Consider the following 14001-nt stretch of genomic DNA (forward strand, 5'->3'; position numbering starts at 1 on the left):
CACGCCCCGTACAGCGCCCGCTCCCGCTCCACCAGCAACGGCAACGGCTCAGAGGACGTGAGGAGTTCACGCAGCGGATGCTCCGCGAGGACGGCGTCCACCTGCGGGGTGAGCGCGGCGGCCAGGCGGGCGGCCACGGGACGCCCGGTGTCGCGCAGCGCGTCCACGGCCCCGAGAAGCGTGTCCCTGTCCTTCCCGCCCCGGGTCCCCTTCGGCAGGCCGGCGGCCGCCCGCTCGTACAGCAGGGCGCCCTCCTCCAGTACCAGTTCGGTGTCGAGACCGGCCGGGATCTTGATCCCCGCGTGATGCCTCCAGGTGGTGACCGGGTCCCCCCACGCCTCCACCGTGTACGTCCAGCGGCCTTCCGCGGCCGCGCTCACCCTGGCACCCCAGCGGTCGGTGCCGGGGGCCAGCTCGCGCATCGGTGCCCAGGGGCCGGGGCGTCCGTCCGGGTCGCGCAGGACGACGTTCGCGGCGACGGCGTCATGGCCCTCGCGGAAGACGGTGGCCGACACCTCGAACTCCTCGCCCACCACCGCCTTGGCGGGACGCCGCCCGTGCTGCACGACCGGGCGGACGTCGAGGACGGGGATGCGTCCGACGGCCGTCGCCGGAGCGAGGACGGCGAGGGGCGTCTCGGGGGCGCGGGTGGCGGGGACGGCGGCCCTGACTGCCTTCGGCGCGGCCTTGACCGCCTTCGGAGCGGGCTTGACTTCCTTCGGCGCGGACTTGTCGGCCTTGGGGACGGACGGCTTGCCCGTCTTGGGGGTGGACGCCTTGTCCGGCTTGGAGCCGGAGGCTTTGACCGTCTTCGGAGCGGAGGGCTTGTCCGCCTTGGGGCCGGATGCCTTGACCGTCTTCGGAGCGGACGACTTGGCCTTCTTGGCGGCGGACTTGGCCGTCTTGGACCGCGGGGTGGTGCCGCGAGGGGCGGACGCCTCCGGAGCGGACGCGCCGGCGGACGGAGCCCCGGGGACGGCGGCGGAGGTGCCGGAGCCCCCGTCGGTGCCGCCGGAGGTGGAACCGGCGCTCGCCGGGCGCTCGTCGGAGCCGGACGCGCCGGAGCGGGCGCCGGACGCGCCGGAGCTGGAGGCGTCGGGGGCGGAGGTGCCGGCGGCCGCCGACGGTTTTCCGGGTGCGGAGGGTGAGGCAGATGTCCGGGGCCCGGCCTCGGCCGTGCGTGTTCTGGGCGTCTCGGGGGTGGTCGTCGGGGGTGGCGACGTGTGGTGCGTGGCGGGCATGACCGCTCCTGTCCGCGTCAACGTGGGTGGGCGGATGGGGTGTGGGGAGGTGGGGCCTGCGGGCGTACCGGAGGAGCCTTCCCACCCTATGCGGGTGGGCATTCCGGCACTTTGTTAACTACTCACGCGTATGTCTACACACAAGACCGGCCTCGTCCCGGGCAGGCGAGGCCGGTGCGGTGTGGCCGAATCACCCTGGTTGTGCCGGAGCCGCCCCGGGGTCAGCCGACGTGCAGCAGTCTGTCCGGCGAACCCGGTCCCGCGCCCGACACCTTTCCCGGGACCGCCCGTCCCACCAGCGCCTTCGCCACCTGCGCGGGCGCCGCCCGGGGATGGTCCGCCAGATACAGCGCGGCCGCCCCCGCGGCGTGCGGGCTCGCCATCGACGTTCCGGAGGCGACGGCTTTCGCCGTGTCGCCGGTGTACGAAGTCGACGTGATGTCCACCCCCGGCGCGAAGAGGTCGAGCGCGGGCCCGGTGTTCGAGAAGCGCGCCCGCGCGTCGGTCCGGTCGGTCGCGCCGACCGTGAGCGCCTCGGCGACCCGGGCCGGGGAGCAGAGCGAGGCCGGCAGCCCGGAGTTGCCCGCCGCGACCGTGTAGGTCACACCGGAGGCGATCGAGTTGCGGACGGCCGCGTCGAGCTGGGCGTCGGCGTACCCGCCGAGACTGAGATTGGCCACGGCCGGCTTCCTCGCGTGCCGGGTGACCCAGTCGATGCCCGCGATGACCTGGGCGGTGGAGCCGGCGCCCTGGTCGTCGAGGACGCGGACGGCGACGATCCTGGCTTTCCCGGCCACGCCGTAGCGGGCGCCGGCGACCGTTCCGGCGACATGGGTGCCGTGGCCGTTGCCGTCCTGGGCCGTCGCGTCGCCGTCGACGAAGTCCCAGCCGTAGCTCGCCCGGCCGCCGAAGTCCCGGTGCGTGACGCGGACACCGGTGTCGATGACGTAGACGGTCACCCCCGAACCCGCCGACCCGGGAGCCGTGTACCGCCGGTCGAGCGCCCGGCCCGTCTGGTCGATCCGGTCCAGCCCCCACGACGGCGGGCCGCTCCGGACCCGCCCGTCGCGCGTCCCCGTCGTCCGGTCCCGCGCGGCCGTCGTTCCCGCGGCCCGGTCCCGCGCTGCCGTCGCGCCGGTGGTCAGGACCCGGTCCAGCGCCACGCGGCCGTCCCGGACGACGGAGGTCACGCGGGGATCCGCGGCGAGCCGCCGGGCGGCTCTCGCGTCGGCCCGTACGGCGAAGCCGTTGAGCACCGTGCCGTAGGTGTGGCTGATTCTCGCTCCGTACCGCCCGGCGACGCTCGCGCCGGCCGGAGAACGAGCCCGCGTACCGCTGTTGAGCGTCACGATGTAGCTGCCGCTGACGGAGCCCGGCTCCCCCGTGCCGGACGTCCGGCCCGGCCGGGCCGCCTGCGCGGGCGGGGCGTTGGCCGAAAGCACCGCGGCCGTGGTGACCGCCGTGAGACCCGCCGCCCAGCGCAGACGCCACTTCCTCGTCCGTGCCATGACCTGAGTTCCCCTCCTCGACGCGACGTGGCGAGGCCGGGTCCGGCCGTCGGGGGCAGGCACCGGCCGCACGTCACCCGGTGAGCCTCTCGTGCGGTGCGAAGCATCACAAGACCGCCTATGCGGGTGGAATCGGCCATGCCGTCAGTGAGGCGTCCCCGAGGCCTCCGTGAGGGTTGCGTCGATTTCACGCCGATGTCACACGGTCGGCCCCGATCGGGGGCAGTGCCGCGATGCGCCGTGTCGCGAAGGCACCCTCGCCGCTAACGTCGTGGGAGACGAAGGCCGCACAACGCCGTGCGTCCCTCAGCCGCGTACGTCCTCCGTGAAGGTGGAATTCGTGAAGGCGATCCGCAGATTCACCGTCCGACCCGTTCTCCCCGAAGCCCTTCACCCGCTCAGTGACCTGGCCCGCAACCTCCGCTGGTCCTGGCACGCCGAGACCCGCGACCTCTTCCGGTCCGTCGACCCCGAGCGCTGGGCCGCGTGCGGCGACGACCCCGTACGACTGCTCGGCAGTGTGCCGGCCGGACGGCTCGCGGAGCTCGCGGAGGACAGCCGTTTCCTGGGCCGTCTCGCCGCGGTCCGTGACGACCTGCGCGAGTACATGGGCGGCGACCGCTGGTACCAGACGCAGACCGGCGACCTGCCCGCCGCCATCGCCTACTTCTCGCCCGAGTTCGGCATCACCGCCGCCCTGCCGCAGTACTCCGGGGGCCTCGGCATCCTCGCCGGCGACCATCTCAAGGCCGCCAGCGACCTGGGCGCCCCGCTGATCGGCGTGGGCCTGCTCTACCGGCACGGCTACTTCCGCCAGTCCCTGTCCCGCGAGGGCTGGCAGCAGGAGCACTATCCGGTCCTCGACCCGAACGAACTGCCCGTGGTGCCGCTGAGCGAGGACGACGGCACACCCGCCCAGGTGTCGCTCGCGCTGCCCGGCGGCCGCGCGCTGCACGCCCGGATCTGGCTCGCCCAGGTCGGCCGCGTCCCGCTGCTCATGCTCGACTCCGACGTCGAGGAGAACGGCGCCGGCGAACGCGGGGTCACCGACCGGCTCTACGGCGGCGGCAGCGAACACCGGCTCCTCCAGGAGATGCTGCTCGGCATAGGAGGGGTGCGGGCGGTCAGGACGTACTGCCGGCTGACCGGGCACCCGGAGCCCGAGGTGTTCCACACGAACGAGGGGCACGCGGGCTTCCTCGGCCTGGAGCGGATCGCCGAACTCGGCGACCGGGGAATGGACTTCGACTCCGCGCTGGAGGCGGTCAGGGCCGGAACGGTCTTCACCACCCACACCCCGGTGCCCGCCGGCATCGACCGCTTCGACCGGGAGGTGGTCGCCCGTCACTTCGGCGCCGACGCCGAACTCCCGCGCATCGACGTCGAACGCGTCCTCGCCCTCGGGATGGAGACCTATCCGGGAGGCGAGCCGAACCTCTTCAACATGGCCGTGATGGGCCTGCGTCTGGGGCAGCGGGCGAACGGGGTGTCCCTGCTGCACGGCCAGGTCAGCCGGGAGATGTTCTCCGGGCTCTGGCCGGGCTTCGACCCCGAGGAGGTGCCGATCACCTCGGTCACCAACGGCGTCCACGCGCCCACCTGGGTGGCCCCCGAGGTCTTCCGTCTCGGCGCCCGGCAGGTCGGCGCGCAGCGCACCGAGGACGCGCTGACCGTCGGCGGCTCCGACCGCTGGGACGCGGTGGCCGAGATCGCCGACCAGGAGATCTGGGACCTGCGCAGGGTGCTGCGGGAACAGCTCGTGACGGAGGTACGGGACCGGCTGCGGGCCTCCTGGCGGCAGCGCGGCGCCGGCACCGCCGAACTCGGCTGGATCGACGGCGTCCTCGACCCCGACGTCCTCACCATCGGCTTCGCGCGCCGCGTCCCCTCGTACAAGCGGCTGACGCTCATGCTGCGGGACCGTGACCGGCTCATGGATCTGCTGCTGCACTCCGAGCGGCCGGTCCAGATCGTCGTCGCGGGCAAGGCGCACCCCGCCGACGACGGCGGCAAGCGGCTGATCCAGGAACTCGTCCGGTTCGCCGACGACCCCCGGGTGCGCCACCGGATCGTCTTCCTGCCCGACTACGGCATGGCGATGGCGCAGAAGCTCTATCCGGGCTGCGACATCTGGCTCAACAACCCGCTGCGTCCGCTGGAGGCGTGCGGCACGAGCGGGATGAAGGCCGCGCTCAACGGCTGTCTCAACCTCTCGGTCCTGGACGGCTGGTGGGACGAGTGGTTCCAGCCCGACTTCGGCTGGGCGATCCCGACCGCGGACGGCACCGCGACCGACGACGACCGCCGGGACGAGCTGGAGGCCGCGGCGCTGTACGAGCTGCTGGAGCAGCGGGTGGCCCCCCGCTTCTACGAGCGGGGCCAGGAGGGCCTGCCCGACCGGTGGATCGAGATGGTCCGCCGGACGCTCACCCACCTCGGCCCGAAGGTCCTGGCGGGCCGGATGGTGCGCGAGTACGTGGAGCGCCTGTACGCCCCGGCGGCCCAGGCCCACCGGTCGCTCACCCCCGAGACGGCCCGTGAGCTGGCCGCCTGGAAGTCGCGGGTCCGGGCCGCCTGGCCGCGGATCACGGTCGATCACGTCGAGGCGTCCTCGGCCACCACGACCGCCGAGCTGGGCACCACGCTGTCGCTGCGGGTCCGCGTCGGGCTCGGCGATCTCGTCCCGGACGACGTGGAGGTCCAGGCGGTAGCGGGCCGGGTCGACGGGGACGACCGCATCGCGGACGCGGTGTGTGTCCCGCTGAAGCCGACCAACGGGCCCGACCTGGAGGGCCGTTGGGCGTACGAGGGTCCGCTGTCCCTGGACCGCACGGGCTCCTTCGGCTACACGGTCCGGATCCTGCCGTCGCACCGCCTGCTGGCGTCGGGCGCGGAGATGGGACTGCTGGCGGTGCCCTCGGAGGAGACGGGAGAGGGCGCGGGCCTGCTGATGCGCTGATACGAAGGACGCGCGGCCGGCGCGGCAGGGGTGAGCCGTGGGTGACGGCTCGTCCCGGTCGCGCCGGTCGCGCGTCCGGGGGCCGGTTCAGTCGTCGAGCCCCGCGCACAGGCGTCGCATCACCGTGCCGCAGCGCTGTGCGTAGGCGCGCTGCAGGCTGCGGGTGACGGCGCCGCCCGCGCGGGCGTACCACTTGGCCGCGCGGCTGAAGGCCGTGATCGTCAGCCAGACGGTGCCGTCGCCGGTGCGGGAGACGACGAAGGCCTCCTCGCCGCACTCGGGATGGCCGGAAAGGGTTCCGTAGGCCCAGGCGGTGCGCCGGTACTCCTCGGCGGTCCAGACGACGCGGCAGGGGGCCTTGATCAGGCCGATGCCGACCGTCACGTCGACGCCCGGTGCCGCCTTGCCGGCCTCGGAGTCCATGCGGATCCCCATGGCCCGGTGCATCTCCCAGGTCATCAGGGCTTCGGACGCGCGCCGGAAGACGGCCTCGCCCTCGCCTATGCGGGAGCGCACGTGCAGCCGGTGGAAGCCCGGGGGGCAGCGGTCCTCGCGGGTCGCGCCCACGTCCTCGTACGTGTAGGGCATGGGGGCAAGGGTAAGGCGGCACCCGGCACGGTTCCGTGCCGGGTGCCGCCTCGGTTCGATTACGTTCGCGCTAGCTGACGTTGACCGCGGTCCAGGCCGCCGCCACCGCCGCGTACTCGGTGCTGCTGGAGCCGTACAGCGCGGACGCCGCCGACAGGGTGGCCGTACGGGCGCCCTTGTAGTTCGTCGACGAGGTCATGTAGGTCGTCAGCGCCTTGTACCAGATCTGCAGGGCCTTGGCCCGGCCGATGCCGGTGACCGTCGAGCCGCTGTAGGTCGGGGAGTTGTAGCTGACACCGTTGATCGTCTTCGCGCCGCTGCCCTCCGAGAGGAGGTAGAAGAAGTGGTTCGCGACGCCGGACGAGTAGTGCACGTCCTTGTTGCCGACGGTGGAGGACCAGTAGTCCGCGGAGCCGCCGTCCTTGCTGGGCTTGTCCATGTAGCGCAGCGGGGTGCCGTCGCCGTTGATGTTGATCTTCTCGCCGATGAGGTAGTCGCCCACGTCGGAGGAGTTCGCCGCGTAGAACTCGACACCGGTGCCGAAGATGTCCGAGGTGGCCTCGTTGAGGCCGCCGGACTCGCCGGAGTAGTTCAGGCCGGCGGTGTTGGCGGTGACGCCGTGGCTCATCTCGTGGCCGGCGACGTCGAGCGAGGTCAGCGGGTGCGTGTTGCCCGAGCCGTCGCCGTACGTCATGCAGAAGCAGCTGTCGTCCCAGAACGCGTTGACGTACGCGTTGCCGTAGTGGACGCGCGAGTACGCTCCCACGCCGTTGTTCTTGATGCCGCTGCGGCCGAAGGTGTTCTTGTAGAAGTCCCAGGTCACCTGCGCGCCGTAGGCGGCGTCGGCGGCCGCCGTCTGGTCGGTGGTGGAGCTGGAGGCCGCGCCGGTGCCCCAGACGTCGTCCGCGTCGGTGAACAGCGTGCCGGCGGAGGAGCTGGTGCCGTGCGACTTGTTGTACGTCTTGTGGCCGCCGCGGGTGCCGTCGGTCAGGCTGTACGTGGAGCCCGACAGGGTCGAGTTGAGCGTGACCGTGCCCGAGTAGAGCGTCTTGCCGGTGCCGGTCTCGATGCCCTGGTACTCGTAGAGCTTCTTGCCGGTGGCCGCGTCGGTGATGACGTGCAGTTCGTTGGGGGTGCCGTCGTCCTGGAGGCCGCCGACGACGGTCTCGTAGGCGAGGGTCGGCTTGCCGGCGGCGGCCCAGATCACCTTGCGGGGGGCCTGGTCGGCGGCGGTCTTGGCCGAGCCGGCGTCCTTGGCGGCGGTCAGCGCCTGCTTCTCGGCCTTGGCGGTGGTGACCAGCGGCTTGAGCGAGGCGACCTTGATGGCCGTCTTCGTCGCCTTCGTCACGCCCTCGGTCTTGCCGGCCTTCTCGTGGACGACGAGATCGCCGCCGAGGACCGGAAGCCCGTTGTACGTGCGCTCGTAACGGGTGTGGACCGTGCCGTCGGCGTCCTTGACGACGTCTCTGACGACGAGCTTCTCCTTGGCGCCGAGGCCTATCCGCTGGGCCGTCTCCCCCTTCGCGGCGTCGGCCTTCTGGATGAGCGCGGTGCGGGCGGAGGCGGAGAGCTGGACCGGGGACGCGGCGAGGGGGGTGACCCGGCCGGTGGGGGACGCCTCGGTCTGGGCAGAGGCACCGGTGGTCAGACCGGTGGTGAGCAGGGCTCCGGCAGCGACAGCGGTGGCGATGGCCAGAGTGGTGCGCTTGTGACGCGCGTAGAGGGGGGTCACGCAAGCTCCTTCGTGTGGGGACGTCCGAACGGCGTGGGGGCCGGATGGACGGTTGGGAAGTTGCGGTGCGGGTGAGCCGTGCGGGTGAAGCGTGCCATCCCGGCCGCGTACATGTCAGGAGCCCATAAAGACCTTGGCCGAAAATCGTCTACCAGGTGAACAGTTGGGGCACCGGGGCGTGCGCCGGCCCGGGCCAAGAGCGGGTCGGCGCAAACTCCCTTTCCGGTAAAGGAGGGCGCCGCCCCGGGGAGTCGAACCTCCGGGGCGGCGCCCTGGCACACCGCTCGCGTGCGGCCTTGCGCCGCGGTCTACGGGAAGGTGAGCTTCCAGCTGTTGATGTAGCCGGTGTCCTGGGCCGCCTTGTCCTGGACCTTCAGTTTCCAGGTGCCGTTGGCGACTTCGGAGGACGCGTTGACCGTGTAGGTCGCGTTCACGTTGTCCGCCGAGTCGGACGAGCTGGTGCTCTTCAGGCGGTAGGTCGAGCCGTCGGGGGCGACCAGGTCGATCTGGAGGTCGCCCCGCCAGGTGTGCACGATGTCGACCGCGACCGCCAGGTTCGACGGGGCGTTGCCGGTACGGCCGCTGACCGTGATCGAGGAGGTGACCGCCGCTCCGTTGTCCGGAATCGATACGTCGGCCGTGTTCTCGAACGACGTGCCGCCACCGCCGCCACCCCCGGGCCGCGAACCGACGTTCACGGCGGCCCAGGCGTTCTGCACCGCCGTGTACTCGGCGCTCGTCGTCCCGTACAGCTCACCGGCCGCCGCGAGCGTGCCGGTACGGGCCGACGCGTAGTTGGTGGTCGAGGTGAACTTGGTGGTGAGCGCGCGGTACCAGATCTGCAGCGCCTTGTCGCGGCCGATGCCGGTGACCGGAAGCCCGTCGGAGGTGGGCGAGTTGTAGCTGACGCCGTTGATGACCTTGGCGCCGCTGCCCTCGCTCAGCAGGTAGAAGAAGTGGTTGGCGACACCCGACGAGTAGTGCACGTCCACGTTGCCGACCCCGGAGTACCAGGAGTCCTTGGAGGCGCCGTCCTTGCTCGGCTTGTCCATGTAGCGCAGCGGGGTGCCGTCGCCGTTGATGTCGATCTTCTCGCCGATGAGGTAGTCGCCGACGTCGGTCGAGTTGTTGGCGTAGAACTCCACGCCGGTGCCGAAGATGTCGGAGGTCGCCTCGTTCAGACCGCCGGACTCGCCCGAGTAGTTGAGGCCCGCGGTGTTGGAGGTGACGCCGTGGCTCATCTCGTGGCCGGCCACGTCGATCGCGGTGAGCGGGTCGGCGTTCCCGGAACCGTCGCCGTAGGTCATGCAGAAGCAGCCGTCGTCCCAGAACGCGTTCACGTACGAGTTGCCGTAGTGCACGCGGGAGTAGGCCCCGACGCCGTTGTTCTTGATGCCGCTGCGGCCGAAGGTGTTCTTGTAGAAGTCCCACGTCTCCGCGGCGCCGTAGTGGGCGTCCGCGCCGGCCGTCGCGGCGTTCGACGTGGTGCCGTTGCCCCAGGTGTCGCTCGTCTGCGAGAACAGCGTGCCGGTGCCGGACGTACCCCGGTTCAGGTTGTACGTCTTGTGGCCGCCGCGCGCGCCGTCGGTGAGCGTGTAGTTGGAGCCCGACTGCGTGGTCGTCAGGGTCACCTGGCCGCTGTACTGGGTGTTGCCGATGCCGGTCTCGATGCCCTGGTACTCGTAGAGCTTCTTGCCGGTGGCCGCGTCGGTGATGACGTGCAGTTCGTTGGGGGTGCCGTCGTCCTGGAGGCCGCCGACGACGGTCTCGTAGGCGAGGGTCGGCCTGCCGGTGGCGGCCCAGATCACCTTGCGGGGCGCGCGGTCGGCGGCGGTGTTCTTCGAACCGGCGGACCTGGCGGCCGACAGCGCCTGCTTCTCCGCGGTGGCGGGGGCGACCGCGGGCTTGAGGTCGGCGACCTTCAGGGACGCCTTCGTCGCCTTGTAGACGTGCCCGGTCCGCCCGGACTTGGAGGTGTCGACGACCAGGTCGCCGCCGAGGACCGGCAGTCCTTCGTACGTCCGCTCGTAGCGGGTGTGGACGGTGCCGTCGGCGTCCTTCATGACGTCACGTGCGACGAGGCGCTCGCCGGCGCCGAGGCCCAGGTCCCGGGCGGTCGTGGCCTTGGCCGCGTCGGCGTCGCGTATCAGCTCGGCGCGCTGCGAGGCGGTGAGCTTCATGGCGACGGCGCCCGGGTTGACCTTGCCCGCCCGGGGGGCCTGTTCGGGGGCGGCGCTCGCGGCGCCCGACTGGACGGCCGCCGCCAGCAGGGCGGTGACGCCGACGAGGGCGACGCCGGTGACCCGGCGCCGGGTGATGTGGGAGGTGCGTCTGTGGGGAGAACTGGTGCTCAACACTGACTCCTTCTGCATGGCCGCGGATCGCGCGGCCAGGGGAGACCGGACGATGGACGAAGCCGTCCGGGCAGAACTGTGCGTACGCGGAACCAGGTGCATGGGGTGGTCGTTCGGCCCGGCACAGCCGGAGTTGCTGTGAGGTGACTGTGAAGTGGCCGAGGGAAGAGTGGCAGGAGATAACCCTTTCTGTCAGGACCGCGTCACAAAAATGGCCGGAAACGGTTCGTTGTCCGGTTAGTCATGTTCGATATACGGATTCGCCTTCGGGTGTTCGTCCCGGCGTGCGGGGTGACGGTGTTTCGGCCAACCTCCCGGGGCGCGCCGGCGGGAGTCCCGGCGGGCCGCGTGTACCGCCAGATGACCGGCCCGCCGTCAGCAACGGAATGAAGCCCAGACCCTTTCGGGGGCCTTCCGGCACGTCCCCTCGCCCGCCCCGCGCCCCTGCGGTTTGAGTGATCCACGGCATTCCGGTCCGTACCGGGCGCCCCCGACCGGGCGAGGCGGTGCGATCCGGACAGGTATACCCGCAGGAGGTTTGGTGAGAAGGTCACATTGGTGTGCGAGCCTGGCTGCACTGGGAGGCCTGGCCGGCTCCCTGGTAGCCGGCTCCTCCGTCTCGTCCGCGGCGCCCGCCCACCCCGACGGCGGCCGCACGGCCGGCGCCGTCCACGCCCTGTCCGCCACCCCGGAGCCGAAGCCGGCCCCCGGACACGTGAAACCGGGGGACCAGCAGGGCGGGTCCGCCCCGTCCCGCGTGTGCAGGGGACTCGTACCGGACCCCATCCCGCCGGAGCTGCGCCCCTACTTCTTCTGCGGCGACTGGCGCCTCGGTCCCCGGCGACTGCCGACCAGGGGCATCCTCGGCCACATCCTCGACCGGTACGACCGCCTCGGCGGCCTCACCGCCGTGCGGTTCCTCGACAAGTGGTGGGACCCCACCGCCGACTCGGGCCAGGGCGACTGGCGTTACCCGCCGGACGACGGCTTCACCCACCGCAACGGCACGGTCGTCGCCGCCCCGCTCGTGCTCCACGCCGGCCTGCGGCTCGACCGCTTCGGCAGCGAGGCGGGCCGCTTCCTGGCCCCCAAGGGCACCAAGTACGGCAAGCGCGTCATCCCGCCGTCGAGCCTCAACACCTCGGACCCGCGCTACCCGTACAACTACCACTCGTACAAGCTGGCCAAGGACGTGACGGTCTGCGCGGGCCGGACCGCCCCCGGCTTCGAGCAGCCCGGCCTCGGCACCCAGTACGTGACGTCCAGCAGGTTCTGCCCCGACATCCCCCGCACGACGGTGGCGGACCTCGTGAGCAACGGCACGCTGGTGCGCACCAACGACTGACCAGGCCCCCCGTCAGGGAGGCGCACGGCCGCGCGCGGAAGCCGGACCCGGCGACGACCGGGCCGGCTCCGCCCCGGCGGAAGGGCCGATCGCATGGACCGGTTCGCGCTGTGCCGGGCCCTCGAAGCGGCCCGGGTTCCCGCCACGTCCTACGAGATCGCGGACTGCCCGGGCCGCCACCTCGCGGCCGACCGCTACTTCCTCGACGGCCACGAGGGGGACTGGGCCGTGGGCGTCCACGAGCGGGGGACCCGTCAGGTCTTCGAGCGGTTCACCGACGAGGACGCCGCCTGCCGGTGGATCCACGACCGGCTCCTCGGCGGGGAACCGCCCGCCGCCGCCCCCGCCCCCGGAGAGCCGGCCGCCCCGCCCCCGGACCCCGAGGCCCTGCAACGCCAGGCCGACGACGACCTCGAAGCCGCCCTCGCCGAACTGCTCCGCAAGGCGACCGGGAAGCCCGGCGAGAAGCCCCCGGAAGACGACGGTCCCCCGTAGCCTGTCCGCGGCGGGTCCCGGGCGCCGCCCGGCCCGGGGCGGCGGACCGGTTCAGCCGGCGGAGGGCTCCCGGTCCCCGTGCCACGAGTGCCACAGCGCCGCGTACGGCCCCCCGGCCGCCACCAGTTCGTCGTGCGTACCCAGTTCGGTCAGCCGGCCGTCCTCCATCACCGCCACCCTGTCCGCGTCGTGGGCGGTGTGCAGCCGGTGGGCGATCGCGATGACGGTCCTGCCCTCCAGCACGGTGGCCAGCGCACGCTCCGTGTGCCGGGCGGTCGTCGGGTCCAGGAGCGCCGTGGCCTCGTCGAGGATCAGGGTGTGCGGGTCGGCGAGCACCACCCGGGCCAGCGCGAGCTGCTGGGCCCGTGAGCCGTCGACGCGCACCGCCAGGGGGCCCAGTTCGGTGTCAAGACCGTCCGGGAGGTCCCCGGCCCAGTCCTCCGCGCCGACCGCCGCGAGCGCGGCCCACAACGCGGCGTCGTCGGCGTCCGGTTCGGCGATGAGCAGGTTGTCGCGGACCGTGCCCAGGAACACGTGGTGCTCCTGGGTGACGAGGACGACATGCCGGCGAAGCTGCTCCGGGTCGAGGTCGACGACCGGCACCCCGCCGACCGTCACCGACCCGCTGCCCGGGGCGTCGACACCCGCCAGCAGTCTGCTCAGCGTGGTCTTCCCCGCCCCGGAGGGGCCCACGACGGCCAGCCGCTCCCCGGGCCGCACCGTCAGATCGACCCCGCGCAGCACCTCGCCGCCGCGCTCGTACGCGTAGCGCACGCCGGTGACGTCGATCCGGTCGTCCTCCGGTACGGGAGAGCCGGCCGGGACGGCGCGCGGCGCGGCGGCCAGCCCCTCCACACGGGCGAACGAGGCGCCGCTGCTCTGCAGTTGCTCGACCTGGCCCAGGATCTGGTCGAGGGGTTCGGCGAGCCGGTGCAGATAGAGCGTCGCGGCGACCACGGTGCCGAGACTCAGCGTGCCCCGGGCGTGCAGCGCACCGCCCACCAGGAGGACCGTCGCGACCGGCACGACGTACGAGATCTCCACGGCCGGGAAGAACACGTTGCGCAGGAACAGCGTCCGCATCCGCGTGACCCGGGACGCCTCCAGCGCGTCCCGGCTCGCCCGCGTCCGGCGCTCGCGCAGCCCGAACGCCTCCACCGTGCGGGCACCGGACGCGGTGGCCGCGAGGATCTCCGCGACCTCCGAGCCGGCGGCGCCCTGGGCGAGATAGGCGGAGCGCGCCCGGCGCAGGTACCAGCGCAGCGCGAAGCCGATGCCGGTCAGTCCCAGGACCCCGCAGAGGCCGAGCAGCGGGTCGATGACGAAGACGGCGACGAGGACGAACAGCGCCTGCGCGCCGGAGATCAGGAGCTGGGGTCCCGAGTCGCGCAGGATGGTGCCCACCTCGGTGACGTCGGCGGTGGCGCGCGCCGTCAGATCGCCGGTGCCCGCCCGCTCCACGACCGACGCGGGCAGCGTCAGCGTCCGCTCCACGAACTCCTCGCGCACCCGCGCGAGGGTTCGCTCGCCGAAGCGATAGCCCGCGTACCCGGCCCAGCGCGACAGCAGGAGCTGGACCAGAGCGGCCAGCAGGATGACGAGCGCCGGCCCGTCCACCGCCTCGACACCGGCGCCCCCGCGCACGTCGTCGATCATCCGCCCGAGCAGCCAGGGGCCGGCCAGCCCGGCACCGGCGGCCAGCGCGTTGAGGGCGAGCACGACGCCGAACACGCGCTTGTCCGCACGGATCAGCCGCATCGCCGCCCGCCGCACCTCGGC

General features: G+C 72.5%; 9 protein-coding genes. 3 read left to right on the forward strand and 6 right to left on the reverse strand.

Going from position 1 to position 14001, the window contains the following annotated elements; genetic code table 11:
- Positions 1-1241, reverse strand: a 1241-nt coding sequence (locus ACFYYF_RS35545; protein ID WP_388782241.1) for a maltotransferase domain-containing protein, incomplete at its 3' end; no start/stop codon positions are given.
- 221 nt (positions 1242-1462) lie between these two features.
- Complete coding sequence (locus ACFYYF_RS35550; RefSeq protein ID WP_388782244.1) at positions 1463-2749, reverse strand: S8 family peptidase; 1287 nt, start codon at positions 2747-2749, stop codon at positions 1463-1465.
- Positions 2750-3089: 340 nt separating this feature from the next.
- Between ACFYYF_RS35550 and ACFYYF_RS35555 the strand changes: the two genes are divergently transcribed.
- Positions 3090-5708: a glycosyltransferase family 1 protein gene (locus tag ACFYYF_RS35555; protein WP_388782246.1), complete on the forward strand. Its 2619-nt coding sequence runs from the start codon at positions 3090-3092 to the stop codon at positions 5706-5708.
- A gap of 87 nt (positions 5709-5795) precedes the next feature.
- Here ACFYYF_RS35555 and ACFYYF_RS35560 read toward each other — a convergent pair whose 3' ends face one another.
- The 3 genes from ACFYYF_RS35560 to ACFYYF_RS35570 form a co-directional block, all read right to left on the reverse strand.
- Positions 5796-6296 (reverse strand): DUF1990 domain-containing protein, encoded by a 501-nt coding sequence (locus ACFYYF_RS35560; protein WP_361691618.1) that lies wholly within the window; start codon positions 6294-6296, stop codon positions 5796-5798.
- Positions 6297-6366: 70 nt separating this feature from the next.
- A complete protein-coding gene (locus tag ACFYYF_RS35565; protein WP_388782249.1) occupies positions 6367-8028 on the reverse strand; it encodes a M4 family metallopeptidase in 1662 nt (553 codons plus the stop codon).
- 308 nt (positions 8029-8336) lie between these two features.
- Positions 8337-10400 (reverse strand): M4 family metallopeptidase, encoded by a 2064-nt coding sequence (locus ACFYYF_RS35570; RefSeq protein WP_388782251.1) that lies wholly within the window; start codon positions 10398-10400, stop codon positions 8337-8339.
- A gap of 523 nt (positions 10401-10923) precedes the next feature.
- Between ACFYYF_RS35570 and ACFYYF_RS35575 the strand changes: the two genes are divergently transcribed.
- Both ACFYYF_RS35575 and ACFYYF_RS35580 read left to right on the forward strand, forming a co-directional pair.
- Positions 10924-11727, forward strand: a complete 804-nt coding sequence (locus ACFYYF_RS35575) for a TNT domain-containing protein (RefSeq protein ID WP_388782254.1) — start codon at positions 10924-10926, stop codon at positions 11725-11727.
- Between the two features lie 93 nt (positions 11728-11820).
- A complete protein-coding gene (locus ACFYYF_RS35580) occupies positions 11821-12222 on the forward strand; it encodes a hypothetical protein (protein ID WP_388782257.1) in 402 nt (133 codons plus the stop codon).
- A gap of 51 nt (positions 12223-12273) precedes the next feature.
- Here ACFYYF_RS35580 and ACFYYF_RS35585 read toward each other — a convergent pair whose 3' ends face one another.
- Entirely contained in the window at positions 12274-13980 is a 1707-nt protein-coding gene (locus ACFYYF_RS35585) for an ABC transporter ATP-binding protein (protein ID WP_388782524.1), read from the reverse strand.
- Positions 13981-14001: the final 21 nt, after the last annotated feature.

This window comes from Streptomyces sp. NPDC001914, assembly GCF_042891215.1.
Classification (GTDB): domain Bacteria; phylum Actinomycetota; class Actinomycetes; order Streptomycetales; family Streptomycetaceae; genus Streptomyces.

Excerpts from the sequence above, each read along its gene's own strand:
- ACFYYF_RS35550 (WP_388782244.1), bottom strand. The coding sequence starts at position 2,749 with ATGGCACGGACGAGGAAGTGGCGTCTGCGCTGGGCGGCGGGTCTCACG.
- ACFYYF_RS35560 (WP_361691618.1), bottom strand. The coding sequence starts at position 6,296 with ATGCCCTACACGTACGAGGACGTGGGCGCGACCCGCGAGGACCGCTGC.
- ACFYYF_RS35580 (WP_388782257.1), top strand. The coding sequence starts at position 11,821 with ATGGACCGGTTCGCGCTGTGCCGGGCCCTCGAAGCGGCCCGGGTTCCC.
- ACFYYF_RS35570 (WP_388782251.1), bottom strand. The coding sequence starts at position 10,400 with ATGCAGAAGGAGTCAGTGTTGAGCACCAGTTCTCCCCACAGACGCACC.
- ACFYYF_RS35585 (WP_388782524.1), bottom strand. The coding sequence starts at position 13,980 with ATGCGGCTGATCCGTGCGGACAAGCGCGTGTTCGGCGTCGTGCTCGCC.